Raw genomic sequence first — 24,557 nt, forward strand, 5'->3', positions numbered from 1 at the left:
GTAGAGAAAATCCCTTTTACGTGCTGACGGCCAGGAACGCGCCGCCAGCACGATTACCGGAACTACGTAAATGTTTAGCAATCTGAAGGTGCGCACCGGCTTGATGCTGGCCCAATTGGCAGTCGCCTTGGCCGCGCTCGTTGCCATTGTCCTGGGTTGGAACAGCATGCAGTCCAATGCCCGGGCGATCAACACCTTGGATTCCCTGAGCGTCCAGCAGAGCAATCTGATCAAGGACTCGTACACGCAGATGCTGCGCGCCACTGTGCGCGCCGACATCGCCGCTGCCCAGCGCGCCGCAGGCGACGCGAGCGGCGCCGCCGAAAACTCCCGCATCGTCCAGCAGCTGATCGCGGACGCCAAGAAGAAGATGGAGACCTTCAAGGCGATTCCGAAGACGACCGAGATCGGCCGGAAGTCCGAAGGCGACCTGCTGTCCGCTTTCACTGGCTTTGCCGACTCCCTGGAAGGCATGATGGCCGCCCTGGACAAGGGCGACGCCGCGACCTACCTGTCGCTCAAGAATACGAAGGCGGGCGCCGCCAGCGGCCTGTTCTTCAAGCAGCTCACGGACTTTGCCGCCAACATCAACAATTTCAGCGAAGAGATGGTGAAGTCGTCGCGCGCACAGGCCTCGACGATGACCTTCGTCTACATCGGTCTGGCCGTGCTGATTCTGGTGGTGTCGCTGGGCGCGTTCCTGTTCATGAATCGCGTCGTGCTGCGTCCGCTGCGCGTTGTGGGCGAAAGCTTCGACAAGATCGCCGCGGGCGACCTGACCGTACGCGTGGACGTCAACTCCACCAACGAAATCGGCGCCCTGATGGCGGCCGTCAAGCGCATGCAGGAAAGCCTGGCGCGCACCGTGTCCGCGGTGCGCCGCGGCGTGGATGAAATCAACGTCGGTTCGCGTGAAATCTCGGCGGGCAACACGGACCTGTCCAGCCGCACCGAAGAGCAGGCCGCCTCGCTGGAAGAGACCGCCGCGTCGATGGAGCAACTGGCCTCGACCGTGAAGCAGAACGCGGACAACGCGCGCCAGGCCAACCAGCTGGCGGCCAGCGCGTCGGACGTCGCTGAGCGTGGCGGTTCGGCCGTGTCGGAAGTGGTCAGCACCATGGAAGGCATTTCGGCCAGCTCGCGCAAGATCTCGGAAATCGTGTCGGTGATCGACGGCATCGCATTCCAGACCAACATCCTGGCGCTGAACGCCGCGGTGGAAGCCGCGCGTGCGGGCGAGCAGGGCAAGGGCTTTGCGGTGGTGGCGGGCGAAGTGCGCTCGCTGGCGCAACGCAGCGCCCAGGCCGCCAAGGAGATCAAGGGTCTGATCGAGGATTCGGTATCCAAGGTGGGCGCCGGTTCGCAGCAGGTCGAACGCGCCGGCGCGACGATGCAGGAGATCGTCGCCTCGGTCAAACGCGTGACAGACATCATGGGCGAGATCTCGGCGGCCTCCGACGAGCAGTCCAGCGGCATTGACCAGGTCAACCGCGCCGTCGCGCAGATGGACGAAGTGACGCAGCAGAACGCGGCGCTGGTCGAAGAGGCCGCCGCCGCGGCAGGCTCGCTGCAGGATCAGGCGCAGCGCCTGGCCGAAGCGGTGGCCGTATTCAAGATCAATGCAGGCGAAGTCATCGAAGTGCCGGCACGCCAGTTGGCGCAGCAGCATCGGCCGGCTGCCCGCGTGGCCGCACCGGCGCCCGAGCCCGAGGTGGCGCCCCAAGCCGCCGCGCCGGCCGCCAAGCCCGCCGCCGCCGTGCGCCTGACACACACCGCCCGCGCCAAGCCGGAACCGGCCGCCGGCGCCACGGCAACGCGCCCGCCGCGCAAGCCCGCCGCGACGCGTCCGGCGCCCGCGGCAAAGGACGTTTCGAAGCCCGCGCCAGCACCGGCTGCAAGCCGGCGGCAGGCGCCTTCGGACGACGATTGGGAATCTTTCTGACGCCGGCGCCGCCGGCATATAGGCAGGGTATGCGAGGTTATCTACATCTTCTGGCAGCGGCCGCGATTGCGGCCCTTGTCGCTGGCTGTGCGGCAACGGGTCACAACTTCGACCCGAGCAAGCTGTCGACCCTGACGCCCGGGCAGACGACCATGGAAGAGGCCGCGCGTGCGCTGACCGCCCCGCCTGCCCAACAATTCAAACAGAGCGACGGCACCGTGCTGGCGCTCTGGTTCCACAAAATCACCTTTGTCACCGACGGCCTGTACAGCCGTAAGGAAGCGCTGCTGCAGTTCGGCCCCGATGGCCGGCTGATGCGGCTCGTCGACAGCACCAATATTCTGCTGGAACCTTGGGAACGCCAGAAGTTGCTGGGGCCTGCCCCCGCGCCTGCCTTGACGCAGGACTGGGCACAACCTGCGATGGAACCCGAGGTGCAAACGATCTACATTCCGGGTCCGGGTGAACCGGCCGGTCTGGTGCCGCAGGGCAAGTAGCCCTGCAGTTCGGCAGAAGACATCGGGCGTCACATGCCCGGTGTTCGTCGCCCTGAGTGCATCCCCTGTGTAACAGGGCATGTCCACAGGGTGGTTTTTCATTTGGTCAGAGCAGTTCCTGAGGGATGGGGAAATAAATGGAAGCGAGTCTCGAATCCGGTGGTAAAGCCGGCAAGGCCGGCAAGAAAAAAGCCGCGCGCGCACCCAAGGTCAAGCGCAAACTGAGGCTGCGCGATGCGCGCGTTGGCACGATGCTGCTGTGGGTGATGGCGTTTTTCGCGTTGCTGATCGCGGCGGTGGGCGGCCTGGCCGCGTACTTCCTGCAGAGCAACTATGAATCGATCCGCGAGGTCAACGCGCTGACGGCGCGGGCCAAGCAGGTCGAGATCATCAACAGCGACATGCTGCGCGCCCGCGTGAGCCTGATGGTGGCCGCGCGCCACCTGCAGGAATCCGGCTGGGGCAGCGGCGAGAACTCCGCGCGTGACGCGGCCGCTTCGCTCAAGGGCGCGACGGACCTGTTGACGGGTGTGCGCAGCCGCTTCGCCGATTTCCAGAAGAACATGCTCGAGGACGACACTGGCCGCCAGTTGTCGATGAACCTTGTGCGCCGCTATCGCTCGTACATCGACGACGGCGTGGACACGATGGTCGAAGCCCTGCGCAGCGAAGACTATTCGACGTTCTACATGGTGAACAACGAATACGGCACGCCTCGCAGTGCGGCCTTCATCGAGGCGATCGGCCAGTTCGACAAGTACATCGCCGACCAGCAGCGTGAAACGATCGAACAGGCCGAGGCCAACTTCAACCTGGCCATGATCGCCGTCGGCATCGCGGTTGCGCTGGCGCTGCTGCTGATGGTGCTTGCCCGCATCCTGTTCGGCCGCCTGGTGGTGCGCCCCTTGGTCGAAGCCGGTCAGCACTTTGACAAGATTGCCGCGGGCGACCTGACGGGCCGCGTGGAAGTGCGTTCGCACAACGAAATCGGCCAGCTGTTCGCCGCGCTCAAGCGCATGCAGGAAAGCCTGACGCGCACCGTGTCGACGGTGCGCCGTGGCGTGGACGAGATCACCGTCGGTTCGCGTGAAATCTCGGCCGGCAACACGGACCTGTCCAGCCGCACGGAAGAGCAGGCCGCCTCGCTGGAAGAGACCGCTGCCTCGATGGAAGAGCTGGCGTCGACCGTGAAGCAGAACGCGGACAACGCCCGCCAGGCCAACCAGTTGGCGGCCAGCGCGTCGGACGTGGCCGAGCGCGGCGGTTCGGCGGTGTCGGAAGTGGTCAACACCATGGAAGGCATTTCGGCCAGCTCGCGCAAGATCTCGGAAATCGTGTCGGTCATTGACGGCATCGCGTTCCAGACCAACATCCTGGCGCTGAACGCCGCGGTGGAAGCCGCGCGTGCGGGCGAGCAGGGCAAGGGCTTTGCGGTGGTGGCGGGCGAAGTGCGCTCGCTGGCGCAGCGCAGCGCCCAGGCCGCCAAGGAGATCAAGGGCCTGATCGAGGACTCGGTGTCCAAGGTCGGCGCGGGTTCGCAGCAGGTGCAACGCGCCGGCGCGACGATGCAGGAGATCGTGGCCTCGGTGAAGCGCGTGACGGACATCATGGGCGAGATCTCGGCGGCGTCCGAAGAGCAGTCCAGCGGTATCGACCAGGTCAACCGCGCCGTGTCGCAGATGGACGAAGTGACGCAGCAGAACGCGGCGCTGGTGGAAGAGGCTGCCGCCGCCGCCGGCTCGCTGCAGGAACAGGCGCAGCGCCTGGCCGAAGCGGTTGCCGTGTTCAAGATCAATGCCGGCGAAGTGATTGAAGTGCCGGCGCACCAGCTGGGCGGGTATGCCGCGCCGTCGCTGAACTGATCGTCGTTATCCCGGGCCGCGCCCGATCCTGCAGATGCGGGATCGGGCGCGGCTTTTTTGTGGGCCAGCGATCCGCGGATGCGCTTGTTTCATATCGGATGGTTATGCGTGCGTTGATGGAAATCATAAGCACGTTAAGTTTTCCGCTTTATGACCGTAAATAATGTCAACGCCTGAATTTTCAGGACGAAAACAGAGTAATCAACGGTGGCCGGGGGATCGGACGCCAGCTGGAGACAAACCATGCGTGTCAATCTACCCGTCACCAATGTGGAAACCAAGCTGCGCGAGGACCAGTACCTGATCTCGCGCACGGACACCAAGGGCCGCATCGTCTACGCCAACCCGGCCTTCGTCGAGGTCAGCGGCTTCACCCGCGAAGAGCTCATCGGCAAGGCGCACAACATCGTGCGCCATCCCGACATGCCGCCGGAGGCCTACGCGGATCTCTGGGAGACCCTGGAGGCCGGGGAATCCTGGCTCGGCGTGGTCAAGAACCGCCGCAAGGATGGCGGCTACTACTGGGTGCTGGCCAATGCCACGCCCATTGTCGAGAACGGCGAAGTCGTGGCCTATTCGTCCGTGCGCGTGCAGCCGTCGGAAGAACAGATCGAGATGGCCGAAGCGCTGTACGCGCGCATGCGCGAGGGCACGGCCAAGGGCGTGCGCATCCTGCACGGCCGGCCCGTGCGCGCCGGCTGGCGCAGCGGCCTGGACCTGCTGGCGTTCCCGTTTCGGCCTGGCGTGCGCAGCCGCATGCTGCGCCACGCCACGCTGTCGTCGGCCATCGTCGGCGCCGCGGGCGCGTATGGCCTGCATGCCAATTGGCCCAGCCTGAGCCCGTTGGGCGCGGCGCTGGGTTGTGGCGCGATCGGGCTGGGCATCGTCGCCATCTACGCGATGGGCTGGAGCCTGTCGCGTTCGCTGCTGGACCCGATGCGAGACGCGGCGAACATGGCACGTCAGGTGGCTGCGGGCAACCTGACCACGCAGATCGTGCCGGAATCGGATGACGAGGTGGGCAGCCTGAAGTTTTCGCTGGAGGTCATGCGCAAGAGCCTGATCGGCATTGCCCAAGACGTCTATCGCGGCATCGAGGGCACGACGCACGCCGCGGTGGACATCGCCCGGGGCAACCAGGAACTGGCCGGCCGCACGGAAGGGCAGGCGGCGTCGCTGCAGCAGACGGCCGCCAGCATGCAGCAACTGACGTCCACGGTGCGCCAGAACGCCGACAATGCGCGGCAGGCCAACGATCTGGCCGCCAGCAGCATGGACGTGGCGCGGCGCGGCGGCGTGGCCGTCGGGCAGGTGGTCAACACCATGCACGGCATCTCGGACAGCTCGCGCAAGATCGCCGACATCGTCACCATCATCGAAGGCATCGCCTTCCAGACCAACATCCTGGCGCTGAACGCCGCGGTGGAAGCCGCCCGGGCCGGCGAGTCCGGCAAGGGCTTCGCGGTGGTCGCGGGCGAAGTGCGCAGCCTGGCGCAAAAAAGCGCCCAGGCCGCCAAGGAAGTGAAGACGCTGATCGAGGACTCGGTGGACCGCGTGACCGAAGGCTCGGCGCAGGCGGAGCAGGCCGGCGCGACCATGCAGGAGATCGTGGATGCCGTTCACCGCGTCACGGACATCATCGGCGAGATCTCGCGCGCCTCGCAGGAACAGTCAACCGGCATCGAACAGGTGGATACCGCGGTCTCGCAAATGGACGTGATGACCGTGCAGAACACGGCACTCGTGCAGGAACTGGGCGGCGCGGTGACGCAGCTGGGCAATCAGTCGGGCGCGCTGCGCGAGACCATCCGCGTCTTCCGCGTGGTGGGACAGCACTGATCGAGTTGCGGGCGGCGGGGTCAGGGCCCGCGGTCACGCCCGATTGCAGGACTGCTGGCGGCGGGCGGTTACCGCCCAGCCAGCGCATCCACCACACGGCTCATCGCCGTCAGCCCCGATTCGAACAACGACTCCAGGAACGGCCCGGCGTGGGGCAGCACGATCGCCAGGATCGTCACGCCGACGATGAGCGTGACGGGAAAGCCCACCGCAAACACGGAAAGCTGCTGGGCGGCGCGGTTCAGGATGCCCATGGCCAGGTTGATGGTGAGCAGGGCGCAGATCAGCGGCAGCGCCAGCAGCAGGCCCGACACGAAGATCGTCTTGCCCCATTCCACGACTGCGCCCCAGCCGTTCTGGTGCAGTTGGATCATGGCGATGGGCAGCGTGTCGAATGACCGCACCAGCGCCGCCAGCACCAGCAGATGCCCATCCAGCGCCAGGAAGGTCAGCATCGCGACGATGTTGAAAATGCGCGACAGCACGGCGGTGTTGGCGCCCGAGCTGGGATCGAAGAACGAGGCGAACGACAGGCCCATCTGCAGGCCCACGAATTCACCGGCCGTCTGCACCGCTGCGAATACGATGCGCATGGTGAATCCCATGGCGATGCCGATCAGCACCTGCTGCATCACCATCCAGAGGCCGGCGTAGGAACCGGGTGCGACGGGTGGCATGGGATCCAGGGCCGGGCTGATTGCCACGGCCAGGACGAACGACAGTCCCACCTTGACCTTGACGGGGATCAGCGATTCGGAGAAGAGCGGCGCGGTGCCCACGAGCGCGAGAATACGCACGAACGGCCAGAGGAACTGGCCGACCCAGCCGTTCAGCTGCTCGAGCGTAAAAGAGAACATGGCGTCGCAACCCGTGCCCGGCGGCCGGCGCCGCTCAGGACACCAGCATGGGGATCTGGCCGATGAGCTGCCGGATGTAGTCGACCATGACGCCGATCAGCCAGGGGCCCAGCAGCACCAGCACGCCGCACATGGCCAGCAGCTTCGGAATGAACGACAACGTCATTTCGTTGATCTGGGTGGCGGCCTGGAAGATGCTGATGACCAGACCCACGACCAGCGTGACGAGCAGAAGGGGACCGGCCATCGCCAGGACGATCTTCATCGCCTGGTAGGTCATGGTCATGACGGTTTCAGCGGTCATGGCGATCTCCTTGCGGCGTTACTGGTAGAAGCTCTGGGCCAGCGAGCCCATGAGCAGGTTCCAGCCGTCGGCCAGCACGAACAGCATCAGCTTGAAGGGCAGCGCCACGGTGACCGGCGGCACCATCATCATGCCCAACGCCATCAGGACGCTGGCAACCACCAGGTCGATGATGAGGAAGGGAATGAAGATCGTGAAGCCGATCTGGAAGGCGGTCTTCAGTTCGCTCGTGATGAAGGCCGGCACCAGGATGCGCATCGGCACCTGCGAGGGGTCTTCCAGCGCGGGCTGCTTGGCCAGGTTGGCAAAAAGCGCCAGGTCGTTCTCGCGTGTCTGGTGCAGCATGAAGGTGCGCAGCGGATTCGCGGCGCGTTCGACCGCGGCCTCGAACTGGATCGTGCCTTCGGACAAGGGCTTGTAGGCGTCGGTGTAGATCTTGTCGAACACCGGCGACATCGTATAGAAGGTCAGGAACAGCGCCAGGCCGATCAGCACGTGGTTGGGCGGCGACATGGCCGTGCCCATCGCGCTGCGCAACAGGCCCAGCACGATGATGATGCGCGTGAAGCCCGTCATCATCAGCAGCGCCGCCGGCAGGAACGACAGCGACGTCATCAGCAGCATGGTCTGCATGCTGAGCGAGTAGGTCTGCGAGCCATTCGCGCCCGGCGTGGCCGTCAGCGCGGGCAGCGTGGCCTGCGCCACCACGCCGGCCGGGAAAAAGGCCAGGCCCAGCACCGCGGCGGCGGCCAGCATGGGCAGCGCGCGCTGGGCGGCGCGGGCGGTAGTCGTGCGGGTAGGCAAACTCATGGGTATCGCTTGATTCGCGCCGGGGCGTTGTGCCCTAGCGGCGCTTGAGTGCCTGGCCCAGCTTGGCCGCGAAGGCGGCCGTGGGCAGAGGCGAACCCTCCGGCAACTGGCCGGCGGGCAGGGTATGCAGGGTGGTGAGCTGGTTCGGGCCAACGCCCACCACCAGCCAGGTGTCTTCGATCTCGACGACGACGACGCTTTGGCGCGGACCGACCGGCATGCTGGCAACCTGGCGCAGCACGTTGCCGCCGCCGCGCTGGACCAGTCCGGCGCGCTTGGCAAGCCACGCCGCGGCCAGGATGGCGGCCACCACCAGCACAAGGCCGATGATGACGCGCAGCAGGGCAGGTTCGGTCATGGCGCCAGGGGTCAACGACGGTTGTTCAAGCGGTTGATCCGCTCGGACGGGGTGATGATGTCGGTCAGGCGGATGCCGTACTTTTCTTCGACGACCACGACTTCGCCCTGGGCGATCAGGTAGCCGTTGACGAAGATGTCCATCGGTTCGCCGGCCAGGCCGTCCAGTTCCACCACCGAGCCCTGGCCCAGCTGGAGCAGGTTCTTGATGGTCAGGCGGGTGCGGCCAAGCTCAACCGTCAGCTGGACGGGAACGTCCATGATCAGGTCGATGTCGGTGCCTTGGCCGGACGTGGCGCCGGCCAGCGGCTTGAACACGGACGCGGCGGCCGAGGCCGTGGCGGCCGGCGCCGCGGCGGGGGCCGGTGCCGGGGCAGGAGCGGCGGCGGGCGCCGCGGCAGAGGGCGCAGCGGGCGCGGCAGCCTGTTCGGCCATCGCGGCAGCCCAGTCGTCCTGCGGCTTCAGACCGTCGGCTTGCGTGGGCGGGTTGGCGCGGGATTGTTCGGCGAGCGCGTCGGCCCAGTCGTCGGCCGGGGACGAGCCAGTGCCGGGCTCGTTCTTGTCAGTCATGGTCAGAGGCCTCGTTGGGTTCTGTATCGTGGGTAAACAGGTTTTGTACGCGCAGGGCGTATTGGCCGTTGAAAACGCCGTAGCCGCATTCCATCAGCGGCACGCCGTCGACGTGGGCGATGACGGTTTCAGGCACGTCCACCGGAAGGACGTCGCCGACCTTCAGGCTCATCAGTTCGCGGATCGACGACGGGATGCGGGCAAATTCCGCGACCACGTCGATGTCCGCGCTGCGCACCTGGCGGGAAAGCTGCTGCGACCAGCGCTGATCCACTTCCTCGAGCGTCGTTTCCTGCAGCGGGCGCGTCAGCAGATCGCGCACCGGCTCGATCATGGAGTAGGGCAGGCAGATGTTCAGGTCGCCGCCGGTCGCGCCGAATTCGATGTGGAACGAGGAGACCACCACCACTTCGTTGTTGCCGGTGATGCTGGCGAACTTGGTGTGCATCTCCGAGCGGACGTATTCGAACTCGATCGGGTAGACGGGATCCCAGGACTTGCCGTAGCTTTCCAGGGTCAGGTTGAGCAGGCGCCGGATGATGCGCTGTTCGGTGGTGGTGAAGTCCCGGCCTTCGACGCGCGTGTGGTAGCGGCCATCGCCGCCGAACAGGCTGTCGATGACCAGGAACACCAGGTTCGGGTCGTACGTAAAAAGCGCCGTGCCGCGCAGCGGCTTCATCTGAATCATGTTCAGATTGCTGGGAACCGGCAGGTTGCGTTCGAAGTCCGCGTACTTCTGGATCTTGATCGAGCCGACGGTGATGTCGGCGCTGCGGCGCATGAAGTTCAGCAGCACGTTGCGCATGTTGCGCGCAAACCGCTCGTTGATGAGCTCCAGCGTCTGCATGCGGCGGCGCACGACACGCTCTGGCGAGCTCAGGTCGTAGGCACGCGCACCGCCGTTCTGGCCGTCGGATTCCTTTTTACTATCGCTCTCGCCGGTGACGCCGGCTAGCAGCGCATCGACTTCGTCCTGCGAAAGAAATGCCTCGTAGGCCATGCTTATTGCACCACGAACGCCGTGAACAGCACGTCGGTCACGTACTGGCCGTCAGGCAGGGGCGAGAAGGGGCGGTTCACCGCCTGCTTGATGGCCGTGATCATGTCGGTCTTGCCTTGCTGCGTCTGCACCGCGGTGGGCGATTGCGACGACAGCACCATCAGGATGCGGCTGCGCACTTCGGGCATGTACTTTTCCAGGCGCGTGCGGGTCTGTTCGTCGCTCACGCGCAGGGTCAGGCCGACGTGCATGATGCGTTCCGTGTCCGCGTTCTGCAGCGTGACGGTGAAGGCTTCGATCGGCACGAAGATCGGCGCGGGCACGGCGATCGGGGTGGCAGACGGCGCGACGAAGGTCGTCGGCGTGGCCTGCGGGCCTTGGCCGGGCTGGCCTTGCACGCCGCCGGCCTGACCGGGCTGACCCGGCTGGCCGGGTTGGCCGCCAGGCACCTGGCCCACGCCAAGCTGCACCGGTGCGCCGCCTTGCGGTTGCTGCAGACGCTGCGTGATGAACCAGGTCGCGCCGGCGCTGGCCGCGGCAACCAGCAGCAGCACCAGGATCGCCAGCAGCGGCCGAAGGATGCGGCCAATGCCGCCGGAGGACTTCGCGTCGCGCGCCGGCGCGGGAATGGGTTTGATTGTCGCCATCTGGAGTTCGATGCGTGTTTGCCGCTGGTGAAAACGGATTCTTAGTGGATGAAAGCATTCTGCCCGAATTCACGCCGCCGCTTGGAGGCGAAAAACAGGGCGAAAGCCGCGTATCTCAAGCTATTGCTGCACTGCCCGCATCCGTTGCCGGACACGGGCCGCCGGATCATTAAGCGAACGTGTCGACCAATGCGTTGGCGTTGCGCGACGCCGTCACTGCGGGCTGCGCGGCATCTGCCCCGCTGTCCGCCACGGCGACGCCGCCGCCTTGCTGACGCTGCGAGCCGTTGCCGTTCTGTTGCGCGAATTCCTGCTGCGCGGCTTGTTCACCGACGCTGGTCTGGCCCAGCGAGATGCCGGCCTGGGCGAGCGCCTGCTGCAACTGCGGAATGGCGACTTCGATCGCCTGGCGTACCGACGCATGCGCCGACACGAACGAGGCGCTGGCCACGCCGTCCGCCAGGTTCAGGCTGACGCGCAGCGGACCGAGGTCCGGCGGATCCAGCCGCAGTTCGGCGGTCTGCATGCCCTGGCGCACGTTGTTGCTCATCATGACCATCTGCTGGCCAAGTTCGGTGCCCCAGTGGGTGGCGCCGACCGGCGTGGCCACTTGCATGACGACGGGAACGATGGGCTGTGCGATGGCGGCCTGGTTGACGACCGGCAGCGCCTGGCGCTGCGTGGCGGCGGCCAGCGCGTGGGCCAGCGCTTCCTGCGGATTGGCGCCATGCTGCGGCACCTGGAATTGCGGGGCCGAGCCGGCCAGCAGGTCGGGCTGCTCTTCGTCGGCAACGTGGGCGGGCAGCGCCGGAGCGGCTTCTTTCTGGTCGGCGGGCATGTCGCGCGCGACGCGCGGCAGCGGCAGGTCCAGGGCGGCCTTCGGGGCGTCGGCCTTGACCGTTGCCTTGGCGTCGACGGGCGCCTGGGCAACCGGCGCGGAGCCCGGCTTGACGGCGGCAGTGACGACCGGCAGCGCGGCTTCGGCTTCGCGGGCGATCTGCGCGGCGGCGGCCTGCGCCTGACCGGCGGTCGCGGCTGCCGGTGTCTGCTGAGCGGCCTGCGGCACCAGCGTGTCGGCGGCGTTCAGCGCGGCCGTCAGCACGGCGGCGCCCTGATTCATGGCGCTGGCGGCGGCAGCGGCATTGCCGCGCGCGAGCTGCACCTGCTCGGCGGCCTGGGCCGCAATCTCCAATGCCTGTTGCGGCAGGTCAGAGGCGGCCACCGGCTGTTGTGCGGCGACGGCGAGCGCGCCGGCTTCGGCCTGGGTGGCGGTCTGCACCGCATCATTGATGGCGCCGGCGGCTGCGCCTTCGGCCGTGCTGGCCGGATCGCTGGCTTTGCCGTCCTTGGACGGCGTCTTGCTGTTGCCGTTCGCGGGCCGTGCGTCGGCGGACTGGTTGGGCCGCTGCTGCGCCGGACGCTTTTGCGCCAGCACGTCCGAAAACGAGGGGCCTTTATCTTTCTTGTCCGCGGCAGCCGGTTTGGCGCCGAGCGCGTCGTTGGGCGACGTCGGGGCGGCCGGTGCGAGCAAGGTCAAGGGCAGGGGAGCGGTCATCTGGGGCTTCCTGTGAGGAACTGCTTAATGCATGCCGCTGGCCTGGCGCTGGACCAGGCGGGCGGAGTATTCGTCGTTGGCGCGCTGTTCGCGGCGCGATTCCACGAGGGCCTGGGCGCGCTGCTCGCGCTGCGCCAGGGCATCGTAGGAGTTGAGCTTGCGCTTTTCCTGCTGCCAGTAGAGCTGGCCCTTGGACAGGTTTTCCTCGGCCTGGCGCAGCACGCCTTGCTGCTGGCCGATCGCGTCGTCCAGCGTGCCGATGAAGCGCTGATAGTTGTGGCAGTCGCTGGCCGCCATGCCGCTCGTCATCGCCGTCTGAAGGCGCTCGAGGTAGTCCTGGCGGTAGTCGTGCAGCATGGAAAGCTGGCGCTGCGCATTGCTGCGTTCGGCGGTCAGCCGGCCCAGCAGGCGCGCGGCTTCGTCCGTGCTCTCCTTGGCCAGGTTGATCAGCATGTCCAGAGGCAGTTGGCTAGGCATAGGTGTCCCGTGATTCGAAACTGGCTCGCAATTGATTGACGGCGTCTTCGTAGCCGACGTTCTCGCCGATGTCCTGCTGCAGGAAGGCTTCCAGGCGCGGGTAGCGCGCGATGGCGTCGTCCAGCTGCGGGTCGTTGCCGGCGGCGTACGCGCCCACGGCGATGAGGTCGCGGTTGCGCTGGTAGCGCGACAGGCTTTGCTTGAAGCGGCGCACGATGGAGAACTGCTGCGGCGTGATGAGCGAAGTCATTGCCCGCGAGATCGACGCTTCGATGTCGATGGCGGGGTAGTGGCCCGATTCGGCCAGGTGCCGCGACAGCACGACGTGACCGTCCAGAATGGCGCGCGCCGAGTCGGCGATCGGGTCCTGCTGGTCGTCGCCTTCGGCCAGCACGGTGTAGAACGCCGTGATGGAGCCTGCCTTGCCGGACGGACCGGGCGCGCCCATGCCCGCGCGTTCCACCAGCGTGGGCAGCTTGGCAAACACCGACGGCGGATAACCCTTGGTGGCGGGCGGTTCGCCGATGGCCAGCGCGATTTCCCGTTGCGCCATTGCGTAGCGGGTCAGCGAGTCCATGATCAGCAGCACGTCCAGGCCCTGGTCGCGGAAGTGTTCGGCCAGGCGCGTCGCATAGGCGGCGCCCTGCAGGCGCAGCAGCGCCGACACGTCGGCCGGTGCGGCCACGACGACCGAACGCGCCAGGCCTTCGGGACCCAGGTTGTGCTCGATGAATTCCTTGACTTCGCGGCCCCGCTCGCCGATCAGTCCGACGACGATGACGTCGGCCTTGGTGTAGCGGGCCATCATGCCCAGCAGCACCGATTTACCCACGCCGGATCCTGCGAACAGACCCATGCGCTGGCCGCGGCCGACGGTCAGCAGACCGTTGATGGCGCGCACGCCGGTGTCCAGCACCGTATCGATGGGCGCGCGCGACAGCGGGTTGATCGGCTGGGCGGACAGGGGGGCCAGTTCGGCGCCCGTCAGCGGACCCAGTCCGTCCAGCGGGCGGCCGGCGCCATCCAGCACGCGGCCAAGCAGCGCGTTGCCGACGGGCAGGTGGCGGCCAAGCTGGGGCTTGGCGTTGCCGTTCAGTTCGGCCTTGCGCGGCAGCGGAATCTGGCGCTGCACGGGCGGTTCGCCGGGCACGACGCGCGCGCCGGGCGGCAGGCCGGAAATATCGGCCTGCGGCATCAGGTACAGCGTGTGGCCGTCAAAACCCACGACTTCGGCGTCGGCCCAATGGTCATGGCCGCGCGCGATCTCGATACGGGCGGCGGCGCCGACGGGCAGGCGCAGGCCGGTGGCGTGCAGCACCAGGCCCGTGGCCCGCGTGATCTTGCCGCTGACCAGCCACGGATCGGTGGACGCCGCGCGGATCGAGCCGATCTCAAGCTGCGTCTGCCAGCGGTCGAGCACGGGCGCGGTCGGCTTGGCCGCCGCGGAAGCGGCTGCGGCGCCCGCGAGGGGCGCCTGGCCGGATTGCTCGGAGGCCGGATTGCCGTTCACACCGGCTCCTCCCAGGTTGCGTTGCGGCCGAGCGAGGCGGCCACGCGGCGCCAGCGGGTCTGCAGGGTGGCGTCGATGTCGCCGAACGGCGTCTCGGCACGGCAGCCGCCGCGCAGGATGGATTCATCGGCCAGCACGCGCCAATGGCCTTCTTTCAGTTCGTCGGCCAGGTGCAGGCGGATCAGTTCGATATCTTCCGGATTGGCCCACAGGCGCATCTGGCCGCCGGCCGTCGGATTGATGTGCAGAACGTCGCGAACCGCGTTCACCACTGTCTCGGGTTGTTCCGCGAGGGTGGTGCGGACCACTTGCTGGGCGATGTCCAGGGCCAGCGTCAAGAGGCTCTGGCCCATCTTTTCTTCCAGCGCGCCGATCGACACCGCGCAGGCTTCGACCAGCGTGTGCAGGCGTTGCGCTTCGGCGGCGCCCTGTTCGCGACCCTGGGCCAGGCCTTCCGCATGACCGGCTTCGCGGCCGGCGGCAAGGCCGGCCTCGTAGCCCGCCTGCTGGCCGGCTTCCATGCCCGCGGCGTGACCGCGCGCCAAGCCTTCCTCGTGACCTTCCGCGATGGCCTGGGCGCGCAACTGCGCCATCACCACGGCGGGATCGGGACCCGGATCGGGTTCGGGCTCGGGTTCGACTTCGACGGGCGCCGGCTCGTCGAACGACAGCATCTGCCAGCGACGCCAGGCGGCGCTGCGCGAGATGAGCGTCGCCGCGCCGTTGTCCGCTTCAGACATACGCGTCGTCTCCGGAATTGCCCAGCACGATCTGGCCGCTTTCCGCCAGGCGGCGCGCGATCTGCAGGATCTTCTTCTGTTCGGTCTCGACCTTCGACATGCGGATCGGACCCTGGGCTTCCAGGTCCTCGCGCAGCATTTCGGCCGCACGGCTGGACATGTTGCGCAGGAACTTGGCGCGCAGCTCTTCCTGGGCGCCCTTGAGCGCGACCATGAGCGTGTCGTTGTCGATTTCCTTGAGGATGAGCTGGATGGCGCGGTCCTCGACGTCGAGCAGGTTGTCGAAGACGAACATCTCGTCGATGATCTTTTGCGCCAGGTCGTTGTCGCGTTCGCGCAGGCTGGCGACCACGGTCTCTTCCTGCGTCGAGTTCATCATGTTCAGGATCTCGGCCGCGGTGCGCACGCCGCCCATCTTGCTGCGCTTGGCGCCCTGGCCGGCCAGTACGGAATTCAGCACTTCCGTCAGCTCGGACAGCGCCGCCGGCTGCACGCCGCCGAACGTCGCGATACGCAGCATCACGTCGTTGCGCAGGCGGTCGGTCAGCAGGGCCAGCACGCCGGCCGCGCGGTCGCGCTCCAGGTGAACCAGGATCGTCGCGATGATCTGCGGGTGCTCGTCGCCGATCAGTTCGGCCACGGTGTTCGGATCCAGCCAGTTCAGCGCATCGATGCCGCTGCCGCCGTCGCCGGCTTCCAGAATGTCTTCGATCAGGCCGGCGGCGCGATCGCTGCCCAGCGCCTTGGTCAGCACGCTGCGGATGTAGTCGTCCGAGCCCAGCGTCACGGCCATGAACTGGTCGGCTTCCAGGCGGAACTCCTCCAGCACGACGGCGACGTCGTTGCGCGTGACCTGTTTCAGGCTGGCCATCGCGGCGCCGACCTGCTGGACTTCTCGGGCGCTCAGATACTTGAACACTTCAGCCGCGGCGTCTTCGCCCAGCGACATCATCAGGACGGCGCTGCTCGTCATGCCGTCCATCGGCAGGGAATCATTTTTCATCTTTGGTCATCCAGGTGCGCAGGACCATCGCGACGGCGCGCGGATCCTTGTTGGCCATGGTGCGTGCGCGCTCAAGGTTGTCCTGATAGCGGTCGGTTTCCTTGGCGCGGGCCAGGTCCTGCGCTTCGCGGGCGGCTTCGGCGCGCTCGGCTTCGGCCTGCTCCGGATCCACCGGCGGGTACAGGTACTCGGTGACCGAGCGGCGAATCTTGCGGTACAGCCACAGGGCCAGGACGCCACCGACCAGCCAGAGCAGGATCGTCTTGAACAGCGAGATCATTTCCGGATCGCGCCACATCGGCAGGGGCGGCGGGCCGTCGTTGAACTGGCTGTTGACCAGGTTGAGCGAGTCGCCGCGGCCTTCGGAATAGCCCATGGCTTCGCGCACCAGGTTGGTCAGCTTGTTCAGTTCTTCGGGCGGCAGGGCCTGCAGTTCGCCGTCCTTGTCGCGCACGTAGTTCACGACCACGGCCACCGACATGCGCTTGAGGTTGCCCGTCGGCTGCTTGATGTGGCTGATGGTGCGGTCGACTTCGTAGTTCGTCGTCGCGTCGCGGCGTTCGTTCAGGTTGGCGGCGGCAGCCTGGGTGCCGGTCTGTTGCTGCTGTTGTTGCTGCTGCTGCGCGTTGGCCTGCGGCGGCTGGCCGGGACGGGGCGGCTGTTGCTGCGGCGGATTGGCGATGGGCGCCTGCGCGTTGGCGGGGGCCTGGTTCGACAGCGCGCCGGGCACGCCCTGAGCGGGGCCGACGCCGCGCTGCGTGGAATCGCTGGTCTGCTGGCTGCGCACGGCGGCCTGGCCAGGTTCCTGGTTGGGACGATAGACCTCGGACGTTTCCTCGCGGCGCGAGAAGTCGACGTCCGCCGTGGCCTGGGCGTGCACGTTGCCGGGGCCGACCAGGGGATTCAGGATGGTGAGGATGCGTTCGACGGTACGCTGCTCGATCTCGCGCACGAAGCGAAGCTGATCGGCGTCCATGCCGCGGCCTTCACCCAGCGGGGAGGACAGCAGGCGGCCGTTCTGGTCGACGATGGACACGCTTTCGGCGGTCAGTTCCGGCACGCTGGAAGCCACCAGCCACGAGATCGCGGAAACCTGGGCATCGCTCAGGCTGCGGCCCGGGTACAGATTCAGCAGCACGGAGGCGGTGGGCGCCTGGCGCTCGCGCACGAACAGCGACTGGCGCGGCATGGCCAGGTGGACGCGGGCGTGCTGCACGGTGTGCATGGCTTCGATCGAACGGGCCAGCTCGCCCTCCAGACCGCGCTGGTAGTTGATCTGTTCGGCAAACTGGCTGGCGCCGAAGCGGGCGTTGTCCATCAGCTCGAAGCCGACGGAACCGCCGCGCGGCAAGCCTTGCGATGCAAGCTGCAGCCGGGCGTCATAGACGCGGTCGGCCGGCACGAGCAGCGCGGTGCCGTTTTCGTTGTAGCGGTAGGGCACGTTCATCGAGCCCAGGGCGGTCACGATGGCGCCGCCATCGCGGTCGTCCAGGTTCGAGAACAGCACCTTGTATTTCGGTTCGCTGCTCCACATGGCCACGGCGACGATCACCGCGACGAGGGCTGCGGCGGCGCCGATCAGGACGGGTTTGGGAAGCGCACGGACCCGTTCCAGCACGGGGAACTTGGCCAGAAGCGACGAGCTCAGGGTAGCCTGCTGATTCATTGACGGCTCCCGCTGGCTTCGCGGAGCAGGGAAAATGACTTCATGTCTGGGTAGGGCCGATTACACATGCAACGTGCTTCTGGTCTGGGGAGAGCGTGGATTATTGCCCCTGAGACAGCAATCCCAATCGATGAAAACAGCCGTTTTTTGGCGTTACTTAAGCCCTATGTCGATGACGAGGCGCAAAGCGGGGCCGTATCCCCGGCAAGGGGTGTCCGCATTCGTTGAAATGTCGGGTTTTTTGGCGGTTCTTGTCGGCTATGGACCGGTCCGATCGGCGTTACGCTGCGTGTGCACTTTGGCGTAATCCCCCACCAGCAAGGAATAGGTAATGGCTGTATCAGGCTTGTCCGGCATCGAAGGCATGCTCCAGCAGATGCGCGCGGTCGTGAGCAAGGCGGAGACCGGTAATCTGGGCGCCGGCGACGCCGTGGCGCAACCCGACGGTTTTGCCGCGGAACTGCAGCGCTCCATCCGTCGCGTGACCGCCGCGCAGAACGCGGCCAGCAATCAGGCCAAGGCCTTCGAGCTGGGCGCTCCCGATATTTCCTTGAACGACGTCATGATCGACCTGCAGAAGGCAAGCCTTGGCTTCCAGACGGCGGTCCAGGTGCGCAACAAGCTGGTGGCGGCCTACAAGGAAATCTCGTCGATGGCCGTGTAAGGCCCACGACTTGTACAAAGGCCTTCCCGCGGGAAGGCCTTTTGCGTTTCAGTCGCGTCCTTTGGGTTGCGCCTTCCGGCAGCGCGCCGTCAGTTGCGCTGCGCGCCTTTCTCCAGGCGCCACACCACCTGCTGCAGCCAGTTCTCCTGGCGCGCGTTCAGGTTCATGAACAGCGCGCCCACATGGCTGACCGGCGGCTCGCCCGTCAGCGACACGTGCTTGGGCGCTTCGCCGTCGCTGCTGCCTTCGGCCGAGGCCATCGGCTGCCCCGATACCGGATAGATGTTGCGCACTTCCAGGTCGGCGCTCAGTTTGCCAAGTTCGCCGAAATCCAGCTCAACATCTTCCATCACCGCGCCGCGCTCGGGCAGCTCGCCCACCGCCAGACCCACGCGCAAGCCCACGCCGTCCACCGAGATGTCGCGCACGGTAAAGCCCACGGGCTTGTCCGCGGGCGCCGGTTGCCACGTGGCCAGACAGCGGCTGGCGCTGGAGATCATCGAGGCGCGGAACATCTTGCGGCGCTGGATGCGGGCAAGACGATCGGGGAAGGGCGACATCAGCGCCGCGCTGCCGTCATCGAAATGGATGACTTCGGGGCGCTGGATGCGGAAGCGGATCTGCACGCCGCCATAGGCGGTGGCATTGAAGTGGAAGGTCGTGCCGCTGAGCAGACCCATGCTGTCGGACTGTTCAAAGTCCGCGCCGTCGTAGTCGCGCGGCCGCCAGAAAAACTGGCGGGTCTGCTTGTCGGCGCCCAGGATCAGCACGGCGATCTCCCGGTCCGCGGCGTCGCGCACCAGGATGTGGCTGTCGGGGTGCGTCAGCTCGAAGAGCGCTGAGCGCATGTCTTCCGGCCGGGTCAGCAGGAATTCCGGATCGGCGGCATCCAACACGGTGATCGTCCTTAGGTAGAGATTTCGGGCCGCGCGGCCTGGGGGATGTCGCGCGATTCCAGGCGGTACAGCCAGGCGAGCAATTCTGCCACCGCGACATAGAGTTGGGGAGGAATATGTGCGTCCAGGTCGACCTGCATGAGCAGACCCACCAGTTCGCGCGATTCGTGCACGTACAGCCCGTTTTCCTCGGCCGCCCGGACGATCGTGTCCGCCAGCTGGCCATAGCCCTTGGCGACCACGCGCGGCGCGCCGTCGCTTTCGTCGTACGAAATGGCGACCGCCGCGTTTCGGTTGGCGTTCGGGCCGGCGTCCGCGGGGGAGGGAGGGGTGTTCATCAGAAATCGTTGGGGATGACGAGACGGGGTTCAACCACGTTCACGGTCAGATTGCTCAGGGTCAGCCCGGCGGCCAACAGGCGCGAGCGTAGCATGTCCGACGAATCGTTGATCTCGGCAGCGCTGTGCGGCGCAATCAGCTGCAGCACGATCTGGTCTCCGGCCAGGTTCAGGCGGGCGTCGACCAGGCCCAGGCGCGGCAGGTCCAGTTTCACGCGCGTGGCCCAGGTCGGCACGGCCGATTCACGGTCCTCGCCGTAGGGGTCGCGCTCGACTTCCCACTCCATCGGGGTGCCGGGCCAGGCTTCGCCTTGCCAGTTCAGTGTCTGGTTGGCCAGCACGTCCAGTTGCTGGCGCACCAGCACGGTCAGATCCTGATGGATGCCGGTGATCGGCGCGCCGGGCGTGGACGATGAAGACGACGTTCCCGAGGCCGAGGGCGCATCCGCGCCGGCACCCGAGCGGCTGGCGCCGGCGGCTTCGCCGCGGCTGCGCGCCTGGGTGCTGGCGTGCGCGGCGGTGTCGCGCGACATCCTGGCCTGGGGTTCGTTTTCCAGTGTGGCCGGGTTCTTGCGCCCGAAGACCATGTCGGTCAGGTGCGATTCGTAAAAGAGCCCGCTGGTCTGCAGGGCAGTGCGCAACGCCTGGCCCAGCGCGCGGGCGGACGGGCCGCCTGCGGCCAGCGAGGCATGCGTTGCGGCTTCGGCCCCTTTCGCGGCACCGGCCTGGCCCGCCGGGTGCCCGGCGCCCGGCTTGGCGTTGGCGGCGTCGGCGGCTGCGGTGGCCGACGGCGCGGCGGCTGGGGCGCCAGCCGGCAGGGTGGTCGAAGCCGGCAGCGGGGTAGTCGTCGCCGCGGCGGGCTCGCTGGGCTGACCTGCCTGCGCGGGCTGACCCGATTGGGCCGGGGCGGGTTGGCCGCCGGGGGCTGCACCGCCCGCCTGCTGTCCGCCCTGCGCGTCGGCGCTCCACAGCGGCGCGCGCCCTTGCACGGCCGGGGCCGCTTCGGGGTACTGCGCGAGCAGGGCAAGGATGGTGCGTGCGGTCGTGCCCAACGTGGTCGGCGCCGAGGCCGTGGTGTCGCTGCTGGTGACCAGCCCGCGCGCGGCCAGCGCCAGCGCGGCGGCGGTTTTGGGGTCGACAACAGTATTCTGGCGGTCGCCTCGGGCGCCGCCAGTCTGTATGCCTTGCCGGGTATCGCGCGCGGAGCCGTCCGACGGCCCGGCCTTCTCCGGGCTGCCAGGCTGGCTGACCGCGTCCGGCCGCGCGCCGGAAATCTGGTTGGCGTTCGCGGCGGACATCGTCGTGCCCAGCACGGCGTCCAACCGCTGCACCAGGACGTTGCCAAGCGCGGCGGGACCGATGCTCATTGGTCAGACGCCTGGTTGCCGTAAGCCGACAGCAGGGTCTGCTGGCGCTTCATGCGTCCCAGCAGTTCGCCCAGCCGCGCCAACTGGGGCAGCGCCAGATCACGCGTCATGGCATCGTTTTCAAGAATGCGCACAAGCAGGTCGTATTTCATGCTGCGGCCGGCCTCGTCCAGCGGACTGGACGGCTCGGCATGCCGCAGGCGTTCGACCTGTTCACAGTAGAGCTGACCGTGCACAAGCGCGGTGTCCCAGTCGCCGGCCTGGGCGGCCGTCAACATCTCGCCCGTTGATTGGGCGATCTCCTGATACTGTTCCAGGATGGCGGAGTACTGGGTGAGCGACGTCATAGAAATCTCGGGCGAGCGATGGCTGGCAATAGTCGTTGTGGGGGCCATCAAAGCGTTGCGTCCGGGGCAGGCCGATCGATGGAGGTCTGCCAGGCGTCGGAAAGGTCCGCCAGCAGGCGGTCTGCGATGTCGAGCTGCTCGACGTCCGCTTTAAGGTTTGCCATGAGCAGCGTGCGGACGATGTAGTCGTACAACCGGCTCAGGTTGGCGGCGATGTCGCCGCCGGCTTCCATGTTCAGGCCCATCTTCAGGCCCTCGTCGACGATCTTGATTGCCTTGGTGATAGCTGTCCCGCGTTCGGCGACGCGACCTTCCTGCATGTGCAGGCGCGCTTGTCCGATTGCCGCGCGCGCACCCTGGTAAAGCAGGGTGATCAGCCTTTCCGGCGTGGCGCTCATCACTTGGGTCTCCAGGCCGATATCGGCGTAGGAGCGGGCAGAGTATGAGCCTGTGGGGCGGCGCGCGGCGTACGTCATTTAATGCATCTTCTCGGTTATCACTTCGACGACTTGTTCATGGCCGCGAATTGCTGCGTCAGATAGTTGGCCGTGACCGATTGCTGCGCAACGAATTTGTCCAATTGGACGAACTGGGCGCGCATCAGCTCGAGCTGGGCTTCACCGGCTGCCTTGGCGCGCGTGTACTGGTCTTTCACGGTGGCGATCGATTTGGCCAGGCCGTCGGTCTTGGTCTTGATCGAACCGGTGTCGCTCAGGATGTCCTTCGTGGCCTTTTCGAAATTGGCGGCCAGGCCGTTCGTGCCGGTCAGCAAGCGCGAGACGTCGGCGCCGTTCGTGGACAGTGCCTTGTCCAGCTTGGTCTGGTCCAGCGTGAGCTGGCGCGTCTGCGGGTTGGTCGTGATGCCCAGGTCGGCCAGCGAACGCAGGGAGCCTTCGCCCGACAGCACCTGCAGCGCACCCGCCAGGGACGACTGGATGGCGCGCGTCGTGCCGTCGCCGGTCAGCGGCTGATTGGTGGCGGCGGCGGCGTCGAAGGCCGTCAGGTTCTTGATCGTCGTCTGCAGCGTGTTGTAGGCGGTGACGAAGCTCTGGATGGCTTTGCTGGCCACCGAGGGGTCGCTTTCCAGCTTCAGCTTGATCGGCTTGCCGTCTTCCGTCTTCGAGGACAGGTTGAGCGTGACGCCGTCGATGGCGGTCGAAATGTTGTTCGTGCCGCTCTTGATCGTGATGCCGTTGATGTCGATTTCGGCGTCGACGGCGTCGGTGGCCGTCAATTTGCTATTGGCTGCATCGGTGCTGCTATAGCTAAGGATGTTCTTGAGCTTGTCGTCACCCGTCACGGTAATGGACTTCACGGAAGCCTGGACGCCGGTGTCTTTCGCGGACAGCATCAGATAGCTCTTGGCATCCGGTCCATCGCCGTCGGTGATGACGGTGGCACGCACGCCCAGCGTATCGTCCGCATTGATGGCTTTGACGATGCCGTTGAGCGACGTGTCGCCTTTCAGGTCGACAGTTTTCTTCTTGCCATTGGCCAGTTCGACCTCAAACGAACCCGTGTCGCCGTTGGACGCCTTGCGGTCCGCAACCGCACCCGATTTCAGGGTCTGGGAAGTGGCAACGTTCTTCACGTTGATCGTGTACTCGCCGGCCACGGCGCCTTCGGCGGCCACGGTCGCGGTCAGGGCGTCGCCGCCGGTCACGCTGCCTTTCACGGCGCCCAGCGTCTCGGGCTTGCCGAGCGCGGCGGCAGCCTTCTGCACGGCTTCCACGGCGCTCTTGAGCTGGCCGAACGCCGTAACGCGGGTCTCGAAGCTGGTCTGCCGTACGGTGTACTGCTGCAGCCTCTTTTCCTCGGCGGCTTCCAGCTTCGAGAGGATGTCCTCGAGGGGCAAGCCTGAATTCGAACCGAGGTTGGTAATGGTGGCCATGTGAAATTCCTTCCTAGCGATGCAATTCTGACAAAAATGTGATCCCGGCTATTGGCCGGGTAAAGGCATAAGGCGGGCCTAATTCGGCGGTTCTCTCACCGGGCCGCGCGTCAATCTTGGCGAACGGTGTTTTAAGTGCCGGATCAGGCCGACGTCTTGATACCGTTCCCTTGCATGTTCACGATCATCTTGGCAATCTTCAGCACCGCTTCGCTGGGGATGGTGCGCAGGACGTCTCCCGACTCCGCATCGATCACCGACACCACCACCTGGTGCACGTTCGGGTCGATTTCGAACTGAAGCTGGGTCGACCAGGCCTTCATCTGTTCGTTGATCTCATCCAGCGCCTTATCCAGGGGCATTTTTTGCGAATTCGCCTGGTCGGACGTGGCGCCGCCGGAGGAGCTGCTGTCGGTGGTCGCGGGCGCCGGCGTGGCGGTGGCAGCAGGGTCGGGCGTGGCGATAACGGTCGAAACCGGTAACGACGCGAACGCTGCGGGGGCTAACGGGGTTACGGCCATGATCACTCCAACGGCGAGGGGGGCGTCTCGGAGAACGCGCTGTTTTCAGGAAATTCTCAGTTACCATAACGGCACCCTCGCAGGGAACTTTAGCCTTGCGCAAATGGATGGTTCACGTGCTAAGAGTCTGGATCGGGCAATGAGTGTCAAGACGGCGTTGCGAGTTATCGAAATCATCGAAACCTTCGCCCGCGAGAAACGCGCGCTGCCCTTGTCGGAATTGGCCCGGTTGCTCGATGTGCCCGTGTCCAGCTGCCTGGCGCTGATCCGCACGCTGACCAGCCTGGGCTACCTCTATGAAACGGGCCGCCGCCAGGGCTATTACCCGACAGGCCGGCTGCTCGCCATGGCCCAGCGCATCGCCCGGGCAGATCCCGTTCTGGATCGCGTCTATCCCAGTCTTGTCGAATTAAGGGACGCCACCCGCGAAACCGTGGTCTTCGCCAAGCTGTCGCCGGATGGCCGCGTTGTCTATCTGGATGTGCTGGATTCGCCGCATACGATCCGATACGCGCCTGTTGCAGGCGAGTTCAAGGATGTTCACGCAAATTCGCTGGGAAAGGCGCTGCTGTCGCTGCTGGACGAACCGGCCCGTGACGCCTTGCTGGCGGACATCCCCATGACCCGCTACAACGACCGGACCCTCGTCACCCGCGAGGCGCTGCTGGCGGACCTGGACGCCGCGCGGCAGCGGGGGTGGTTCATGAACAGCGGCGAGTCCATCGCTGACGTGGGCGCGATTGCCTGGCCGGTCACGCTGTCCGGCGAACACTACGCCATTTCGGTGGGCGGCCCGATCTACCGGATCGAGCCAGAACAGGAAACCTACGCCCGCATTCTGCGGGCGGCCTGCACGGGACTGGAGCAGCAGGCCTGACCCGCGCCTGCCGCCGTCCG

The 24,557-nt window shown here is 66.4% G+C and carries 27 protein-coding genes; 7 read left to right on the plus strand and 20 right to left on the minus strand.

Features of this window, described 5'->3' with window-relative positions:
- The first annotated feature begins 70 nt into the window (after positions 1-70).
- From B2W22_RS04050 to B2W22_RS04065, 4 genes are all read left to right on the plus strand, one after another.
- Entirely contained in the window at positions 71-1,942 is a 1,872-nt protein-coding gene (locus B2W22_RS04050; RefSeq protein WP_286936272.1) for a methyl-accepting chemotaxis protein, read from the plus strand.
- Between the two features lie 29 nt (positions 1,943-1,971).
- Positions 1,972-2,439, plus strand: coding sequence for a hypothetical protein (locus tag B2W22_RS04055; protein ID WP_175126269.1), 468 nt, complete (start codon positions 1,972-1,974; stop codon positions 2,437-2,439).
- Positions 2,440-2,576: 137 nt separating this feature from the next.
- Entirely contained in the window at positions 2,577-4,301 is a 1,725-nt protein-coding gene (locus tag B2W22_RS04060) for a methyl-accepting chemotaxis protein (protein WP_175126268.1), read from the plus strand.
- Positions 4,302-4,544: 243 nt separating this feature from the next.
- The gene (locus tag B2W22_RS04065) at positions 4,545-6,140 is read left to right on the plus strand and encodes a methyl-accepting chemotaxis protein (protein ID WP_175126267.1); all 1,596 of its coding nucleotides are present in this window, start codon (positions 4,545-4,547) and stop codon (positions 6,138-6,140) included.
- Positions 6,141-6,208: 68 nt separating this feature from the next.
- Here the strand turns inward: B2W22_RS04065 and fliR are convergent, their stop codons facing one another.
- The 7 genes from fliR to fliL are packed head-to-tail and all read right to left on the minus strand — an operon-like array spanning position 6,209 to position 10,685.
- On the minus strand, positions 6,209-6,997 hold the full coding sequence (gene fliR / locus B2W22_RS04070; protein WP_175126266.1) for a flagellar biosynthetic protein FliR: 789 nt from the start codon (positions 6,995-6,997) through the stop codon (positions 6,209-6,211).
- Positions 6,998-7,031: 34 nt separating this feature from the next.
- On the minus strand, positions 7,032-7,301 hold the full coding sequence (gene fliQ, locus B2W22_RS04075) for a flagellar biosynthesis protein FliQ (protein ID WP_008163193.1): 270 nt from the start codon (positions 7,299-7,301) through the stop codon (positions 7,032-7,034).
- 18 nt (positions 7,302-7,319) lie between these two features.
- Positions 7,320-8,111: a flagellar type III secretion system pore protein FliP gene (gene fliP / locus B2W22_RS04080; protein WP_370633024.1), complete on the minus strand. Its 792-nt coding sequence runs from the start codon at positions 8,109-8,111 to the stop codon at positions 7,320-7,322.
- 34 nt (positions 8,112-8,145) lie between these two features.
- The gene (gene fliO / locus B2W22_RS04085) at positions 8,146-8,469 is read right to left on the minus strand and encodes a flagellar biosynthetic protein FliO (protein ID WP_056570231.1); all 324 of its coding nucleotides are present in this window, start codon (positions 8,467-8,469) and stop codon (positions 8,146-8,148) included.
- An 11-nt stretch (positions 8,470-8,480) separates the two neighbouring features.
- Complete coding sequence (gene fliN / locus B2W22_RS04090; RefSeq protein ID WP_286936275.1) at positions 8,481-9,038, minus strand: flagellar motor switch protein FliN; 558 nt, start codon at positions 9,036-9,038, stop codon at positions 8,481-8,483.
- Complete coding sequence (gene fliM, locus B2W22_RS04095; protein WP_175126262.1) at positions 9,031-10,038, minus strand: flagellar motor switch protein FliM; 1,008 nt, start codon at positions 10,036-10,038, stop codon at positions 9,031-9,033. Before fliM ends, fliN begins: the two co-directional genes overlap by 8 nt.
- Positions 10,039-10,040: 2 nt before the next feature.
- Positions 10,041-10,685 (minus strand): flagellar basal body-associated protein FliL, encoded by a 645-nt coding sequence (gene fliL / locus B2W22_RS04100; protein WP_175126261.1) that lies wholly within the window; start codon positions 10,683-10,685, stop codon positions 10,041-10,043.
- 14 nt (positions 10,686-10,699) lie between these two features.
- On the opposite strand from fliL, the gene B2W22_RS04105 reads away from it, so the two are divergent.
- Positions 10,700-10,858 carry a hypothetical protein gene (locus tag B2W22_RS04105; RefSeq protein WP_175186097.1) on the plus strand — a complete coding sequence of 53 codons (159 nt, stop codon included), beginning with the start codon at positions 10,700-10,702 and terminating at the stop codon, positions 10,856-10,858.
- Here B2W22_RS04105 and B2W22_RS04110 read toward each other — a convergent pair.
- The 6 genes from B2W22_RS04110 to fliF all read right to left on the minus strand — a co-directional run bounded on the left by B2W22_RS04110 (position 10,855) and on the right by fliF (position 17,636).
- Entirely contained in the window at positions 10,855-12,240 is a 1,386-nt protein-coding gene (locus B2W22_RS04110) for a flagellar hook-length control protein FliK (protein WP_286936279.1), read from the minus strand. The two genes, B2W22_RS04105 and B2W22_RS04110, sit on opposite strands and share 4 nt — an antisense overlap.
- A gap of 24 nt (positions 12,241-12,264) precedes the next feature.
- Positions 12,265-12,717 (minus strand): flagellar export protein FliJ, encoded by a 453-nt coding sequence (gene fliJ, locus B2W22_RS04115; RefSeq protein ID WP_175126259.1) that lies wholly within the window; start codon positions 12,715-12,717, stop codon positions 12,265-12,267.
- Complete coding sequence (gene fliI / locus B2W22_RS04120; RefSeq protein ID WP_056318674.1) at positions 12,710-14,137, minus strand: flagellar protein export ATPase FliI; 1,428 nt, start codon at positions 14,135-14,137, stop codon at positions 12,710-12,712. Before fliI ends, fliJ begins: the two co-directional genes overlap by 8 nt.
- An 86-nt stretch (positions 14,138-14,223) precedes the next feature.
- Positions 14,224-14,967: a flagellar assembly protein FliH gene (gene fliH / locus B2W22_RS04125; protein WP_175126258.1), complete on the minus strand. Its 744-nt coding sequence runs from the start codon at positions 14,965-14,967 to the stop codon at positions 14,224-14,226.
- On the minus strand, positions 14,960-15,970 hold the full coding sequence (gene fliG, locus B2W22_RS04130) for a flagellar motor switch protein FliG (protein WP_286936282.1): 1,011 nt from the start codon (positions 15,968-15,970) through the stop codon (positions 14,960-14,962). Before fliG ends, fliH begins: the two co-directional genes overlap by 8 nt.
- On the minus strand, positions 15,960-17,636 hold the full coding sequence (fliF, locus tag B2W22_RS04135; protein WP_175126256.1) for a flagellar basal-body MS-ring/collar protein FliF: 1,677 nt from the start codon (positions 17,634-17,636) through the stop codon (positions 15,960-15,962). The genes fliG and fliF overlap by 11 nt, the downstream gene beginning before the upstream one ends.
- A gap of 331 nt (positions 17,637-17,967) precedes the next feature.
- On the opposite strand from fliF, the gene fliE reads away from it, so the two are divergent.
- Entirely contained in the window at positions 17,968-18,300 is a 333-nt protein-coding gene (gene fliE / locus B2W22_RS04140) for a flagellar hook-basal body complex protein FliE (RefSeq protein WP_175126255.1), read from the plus strand.
- 89 nt (positions 18,301-18,389) lie between these two features.
- Here the strand turns inward: fliE and B2W22_RS04145 are convergent, their stop codons facing one another.
- The 7 genes from B2W22_RS04145 to B2W22_RS04175 form a co-directional block, all read right to left on the minus strand.
- Positions 18,390-19,193 carry a flagellar brake protein gene (locus B2W22_RS04145; protein ID WP_175139215.1) on the minus strand — a complete coding sequence of 268 codons (804 nt, stop codon included), beginning with the start codon at positions 19,191-19,193 and terminating at the stop codon, positions 18,390-18,392.
- A 14-nt stretch (positions 19,194-19,207) separates the two neighbouring features.
- A complete protein-coding gene (locus tag B2W22_RS04150) occupies positions 19,208-19,534 on the minus strand; it encodes an EscU/YscU/HrcU family type III secretion system export apparatus switch protein (RefSeq protein ID WP_175126254.1) in 327 nt (108 codons plus the stop codon).
- Positions 19,534-20,901, minus strand: coding sequence for a flagellar hook-length control protein FliK (locus tag B2W22_RS04155; protein ID WP_286936284.1), 1,368 nt, complete (start codon positions 20,899-20,901; stop codon positions 19,534-19,536). The genes B2W22_RS04150 and B2W22_RS04155 overlap by 1 nt, the downstream gene beginning before the upstream one ends.
- Entirely contained in the window at positions 20,898-21,248 is a 351-nt protein-coding gene (locus B2W22_RS04160) for a flagellar protein FliT (RefSeq protein ID WP_175121949.1), read from the minus strand. Before B2W22_RS04160 ends, B2W22_RS04155 begins: the two co-directional genes overlap by 4 nt.
- Before the next feature lie 47 nt (positions 21,249-21,295).
- Entirely contained in the window at positions 21,296-21,724 is a 429-nt protein-coding gene (gene fliS, locus B2W22_RS04165) for a flagellar export chaperone FliS (protein ID WP_175121948.1), read from the minus strand.
- Positions 21,725-21,744: 20 nt separating this feature from the next.
- Positions 21,745-23,139: a flagellar filament capping protein FliD gene (gene fliD, locus B2W22_RS04170; protein WP_286936286.1), complete on the minus strand. Its 1,395-nt coding sequence runs from the start codon at positions 23,137-23,139 to the stop codon at positions 21,745-21,747.
- 143 nt (positions 23,140-23,282) lie between these two features.
- Positions 23,283-23,660 carry a flagellar protein FlaG gene (locus B2W22_RS04175; protein WP_175139155.1) on the minus strand — a complete coding sequence of 126 codons (378 nt, stop codon included), beginning with the start codon at positions 23,658-23,660 and terminating at the stop codon, positions 23,283-23,285.
- A 139-nt stretch (positions 23,661-23,799) separates the two neighbouring features.
- Between B2W22_RS04175 and B2W22_RS04180 the strand changes: the two genes are divergently transcribed.
- Entirely contained in the window at positions 23,800-24,537 is a 738-nt protein-coding gene (locus B2W22_RS04180) for an IclR family transcriptional regulator (protein ID WP_175121945.1), read from the plus strand.
- The last annotated feature ends 20 nt before the right edge of the window (positions 24,538-24,557 follow it).

Source organism: Achromobacter sp. UBA4530 (genome assembly GCF_002388205.1).
Taxonomy (GTDB): domain Bacteria; phylum Pseudomonadota; class Gammaproteobacteria; order Burkholderiales; family Burkholderiaceae_B; genus Achromobacter; species Achromobacter animicus.

Bases quoted from the DNA above. Each gene is read 5' to 3' on its own strand.
- B2W22_RS04050 (WP_286936272.1), top strand. From the start codon at position 71: ATGTTTAGCAATCTGAAGGTGCGCACCGGCTTGATGCTGGCCCAATTG.
- B2W22_RS04055 (WP_175126269.1), top strand. From the start codon at position 1,972: ATGCGAGGTTATCTACATCTTCTGGCAGCGGCCGCGATTGCGGCCCTT.
- B2W22_RS04060 (WP_175126268.1), top strand. From the start codon at position 2,577: ATGGAAGCGAGTCTCGAATCCGGTGGTAAAGCCGGCAAGGCCGGCAAG.
- B2W22_RS04065 (WP_175126267.1), top strand. From the start codon at position 4,545: ATGCGTGTCAATCTACCCGTCACCAATGTGGAAACCAAGCTGCGCGAG.
- fliR (WP_175126266.1), bottom strand. From the start codon at position 6,997: ATGTTCTCTTTTACGCTCGAGCAGCTGAACGGCTGGGTCGGCCAGTTC.
- fliQ (WP_008163193.1), bottom strand. From the start codon at position 7,301: ATGACCGCTGAAACCGTCATGACCATGACCTACCAGGCGATGAAGATC.
- fliP (WP_370633024.1), bottom strand. From the start codon at position 8,111: ATGAGTTTGCCTACCCGCACGACTACCGCCCGCGCCGCCCAGCGCGCG.
- fliO (WP_056570231.1), bottom strand. From the start codon at position 8,469: ATGACCGAACCTGCCCTGCTGCGCGTCATCATCGGCCTTGTGCTGGTG.
- fliN (WP_286936275.1), bottom strand. From the start codon at position 9,038: ATGACTGACAAGAACGAGCCCGGCACTGGCTCGTCCCCGGCCGACGAC.
- fliM (WP_175126262.1), bottom strand. From the start codon at position 10,038: ATGGCCTACGAGGCATTTCTTTCGCAGGACGAAGTCGATGCGCTGCTA.
- fliL (WP_175126261.1), bottom strand. From the start codon at position 10,685: ATGGCGACAATCAAACCCATTCCCGCGCCGGCGCGCGACGCGAAGTCC.
- B2W22_RS04110 (WP_286936279.1), bottom strand. From the start codon at position 12,240: ATGACCGCTCCCCTGCCCTTGACCTTGCTCGCACCGGCCGCCCCGACG.
- fliJ (WP_175126259.1), bottom strand. From the start codon at position 12,717: ATGCCTAGCCAACTGCCTCTGGACATGCTGATCAACCTGGCCAAGGAG.
- fliH (WP_175126258.1), bottom strand. From the start codon at position 14,967: ATGTCTGAAGCGGACAACGGCGCGGCGACGCTCATCTCGCGCAGCGCC.
- fliG (WP_286936282.1), bottom strand. From the start codon at position 15,970: ATGAAAAATGATTCCCTGCCGATGGACGGCATGACGAGCAGCGCCGTC.
- fliF (WP_175126256.1), bottom strand. From the start codon at position 17,636: ATGAATCAGCAGGCTACCCTGAGCTCGTCGCTTCTGGCCAAGTTCCCC.
- fliE (WP_175126255.1), top strand. From the start codon at position 17,968: ATGGCTGTATCAGGCTTGTCCGGCATCGAAGGCATGCTCCAGCAGATG.
- B2W22_RS04150 (WP_175126254.1), bottom strand. From the start codon at position 19,534: ATGAACACCCCTCCCTCCCCCGCGGACGCCGGCCCGAACGCCAACCGA.
- B2W22_RS04155 (WP_286936284.1), bottom strand. From the start codon at position 20,901: ATGAGCATCGGTCCCGCCGCGCTTGGCAACGTCCTGGTGCAGCGGTTG.
- B2W22_RS04160 (WP_175121949.1), bottom strand. From the start codon at position 21,248: ATGACGTCGCTCACCCAGTACTCCGCCATCCTGGAACAGTATCAGGAG.
- fliS (WP_175121948.1), bottom strand. From the start codon at position 21,724: ATGACGTACGCCGCGCGCCGCCCCACAGGCTCATACTCTGCCCGCTCC.
- fliD (WP_286936286.1), bottom strand. From the start codon at position 23,139: ATGGCCACCATTACCAACCTCGGTTCGAATTCAGGCTTGCCCCTCGAG.
- B2W22_RS04175 (WP_175139155.1), bottom strand. From the start codon at position 23,660: ATGGCCGTAACCCCGTTAGCCCCCGCAGCGTTCGCGTCGTTACCGGTT.
- B2W22_RS04180 (WP_175121945.1), top strand. From the start codon at position 23,800: ATGAGTGTCAAGACGGCGTTGCGAGTTATCGAAATCATCGAAACCTTC.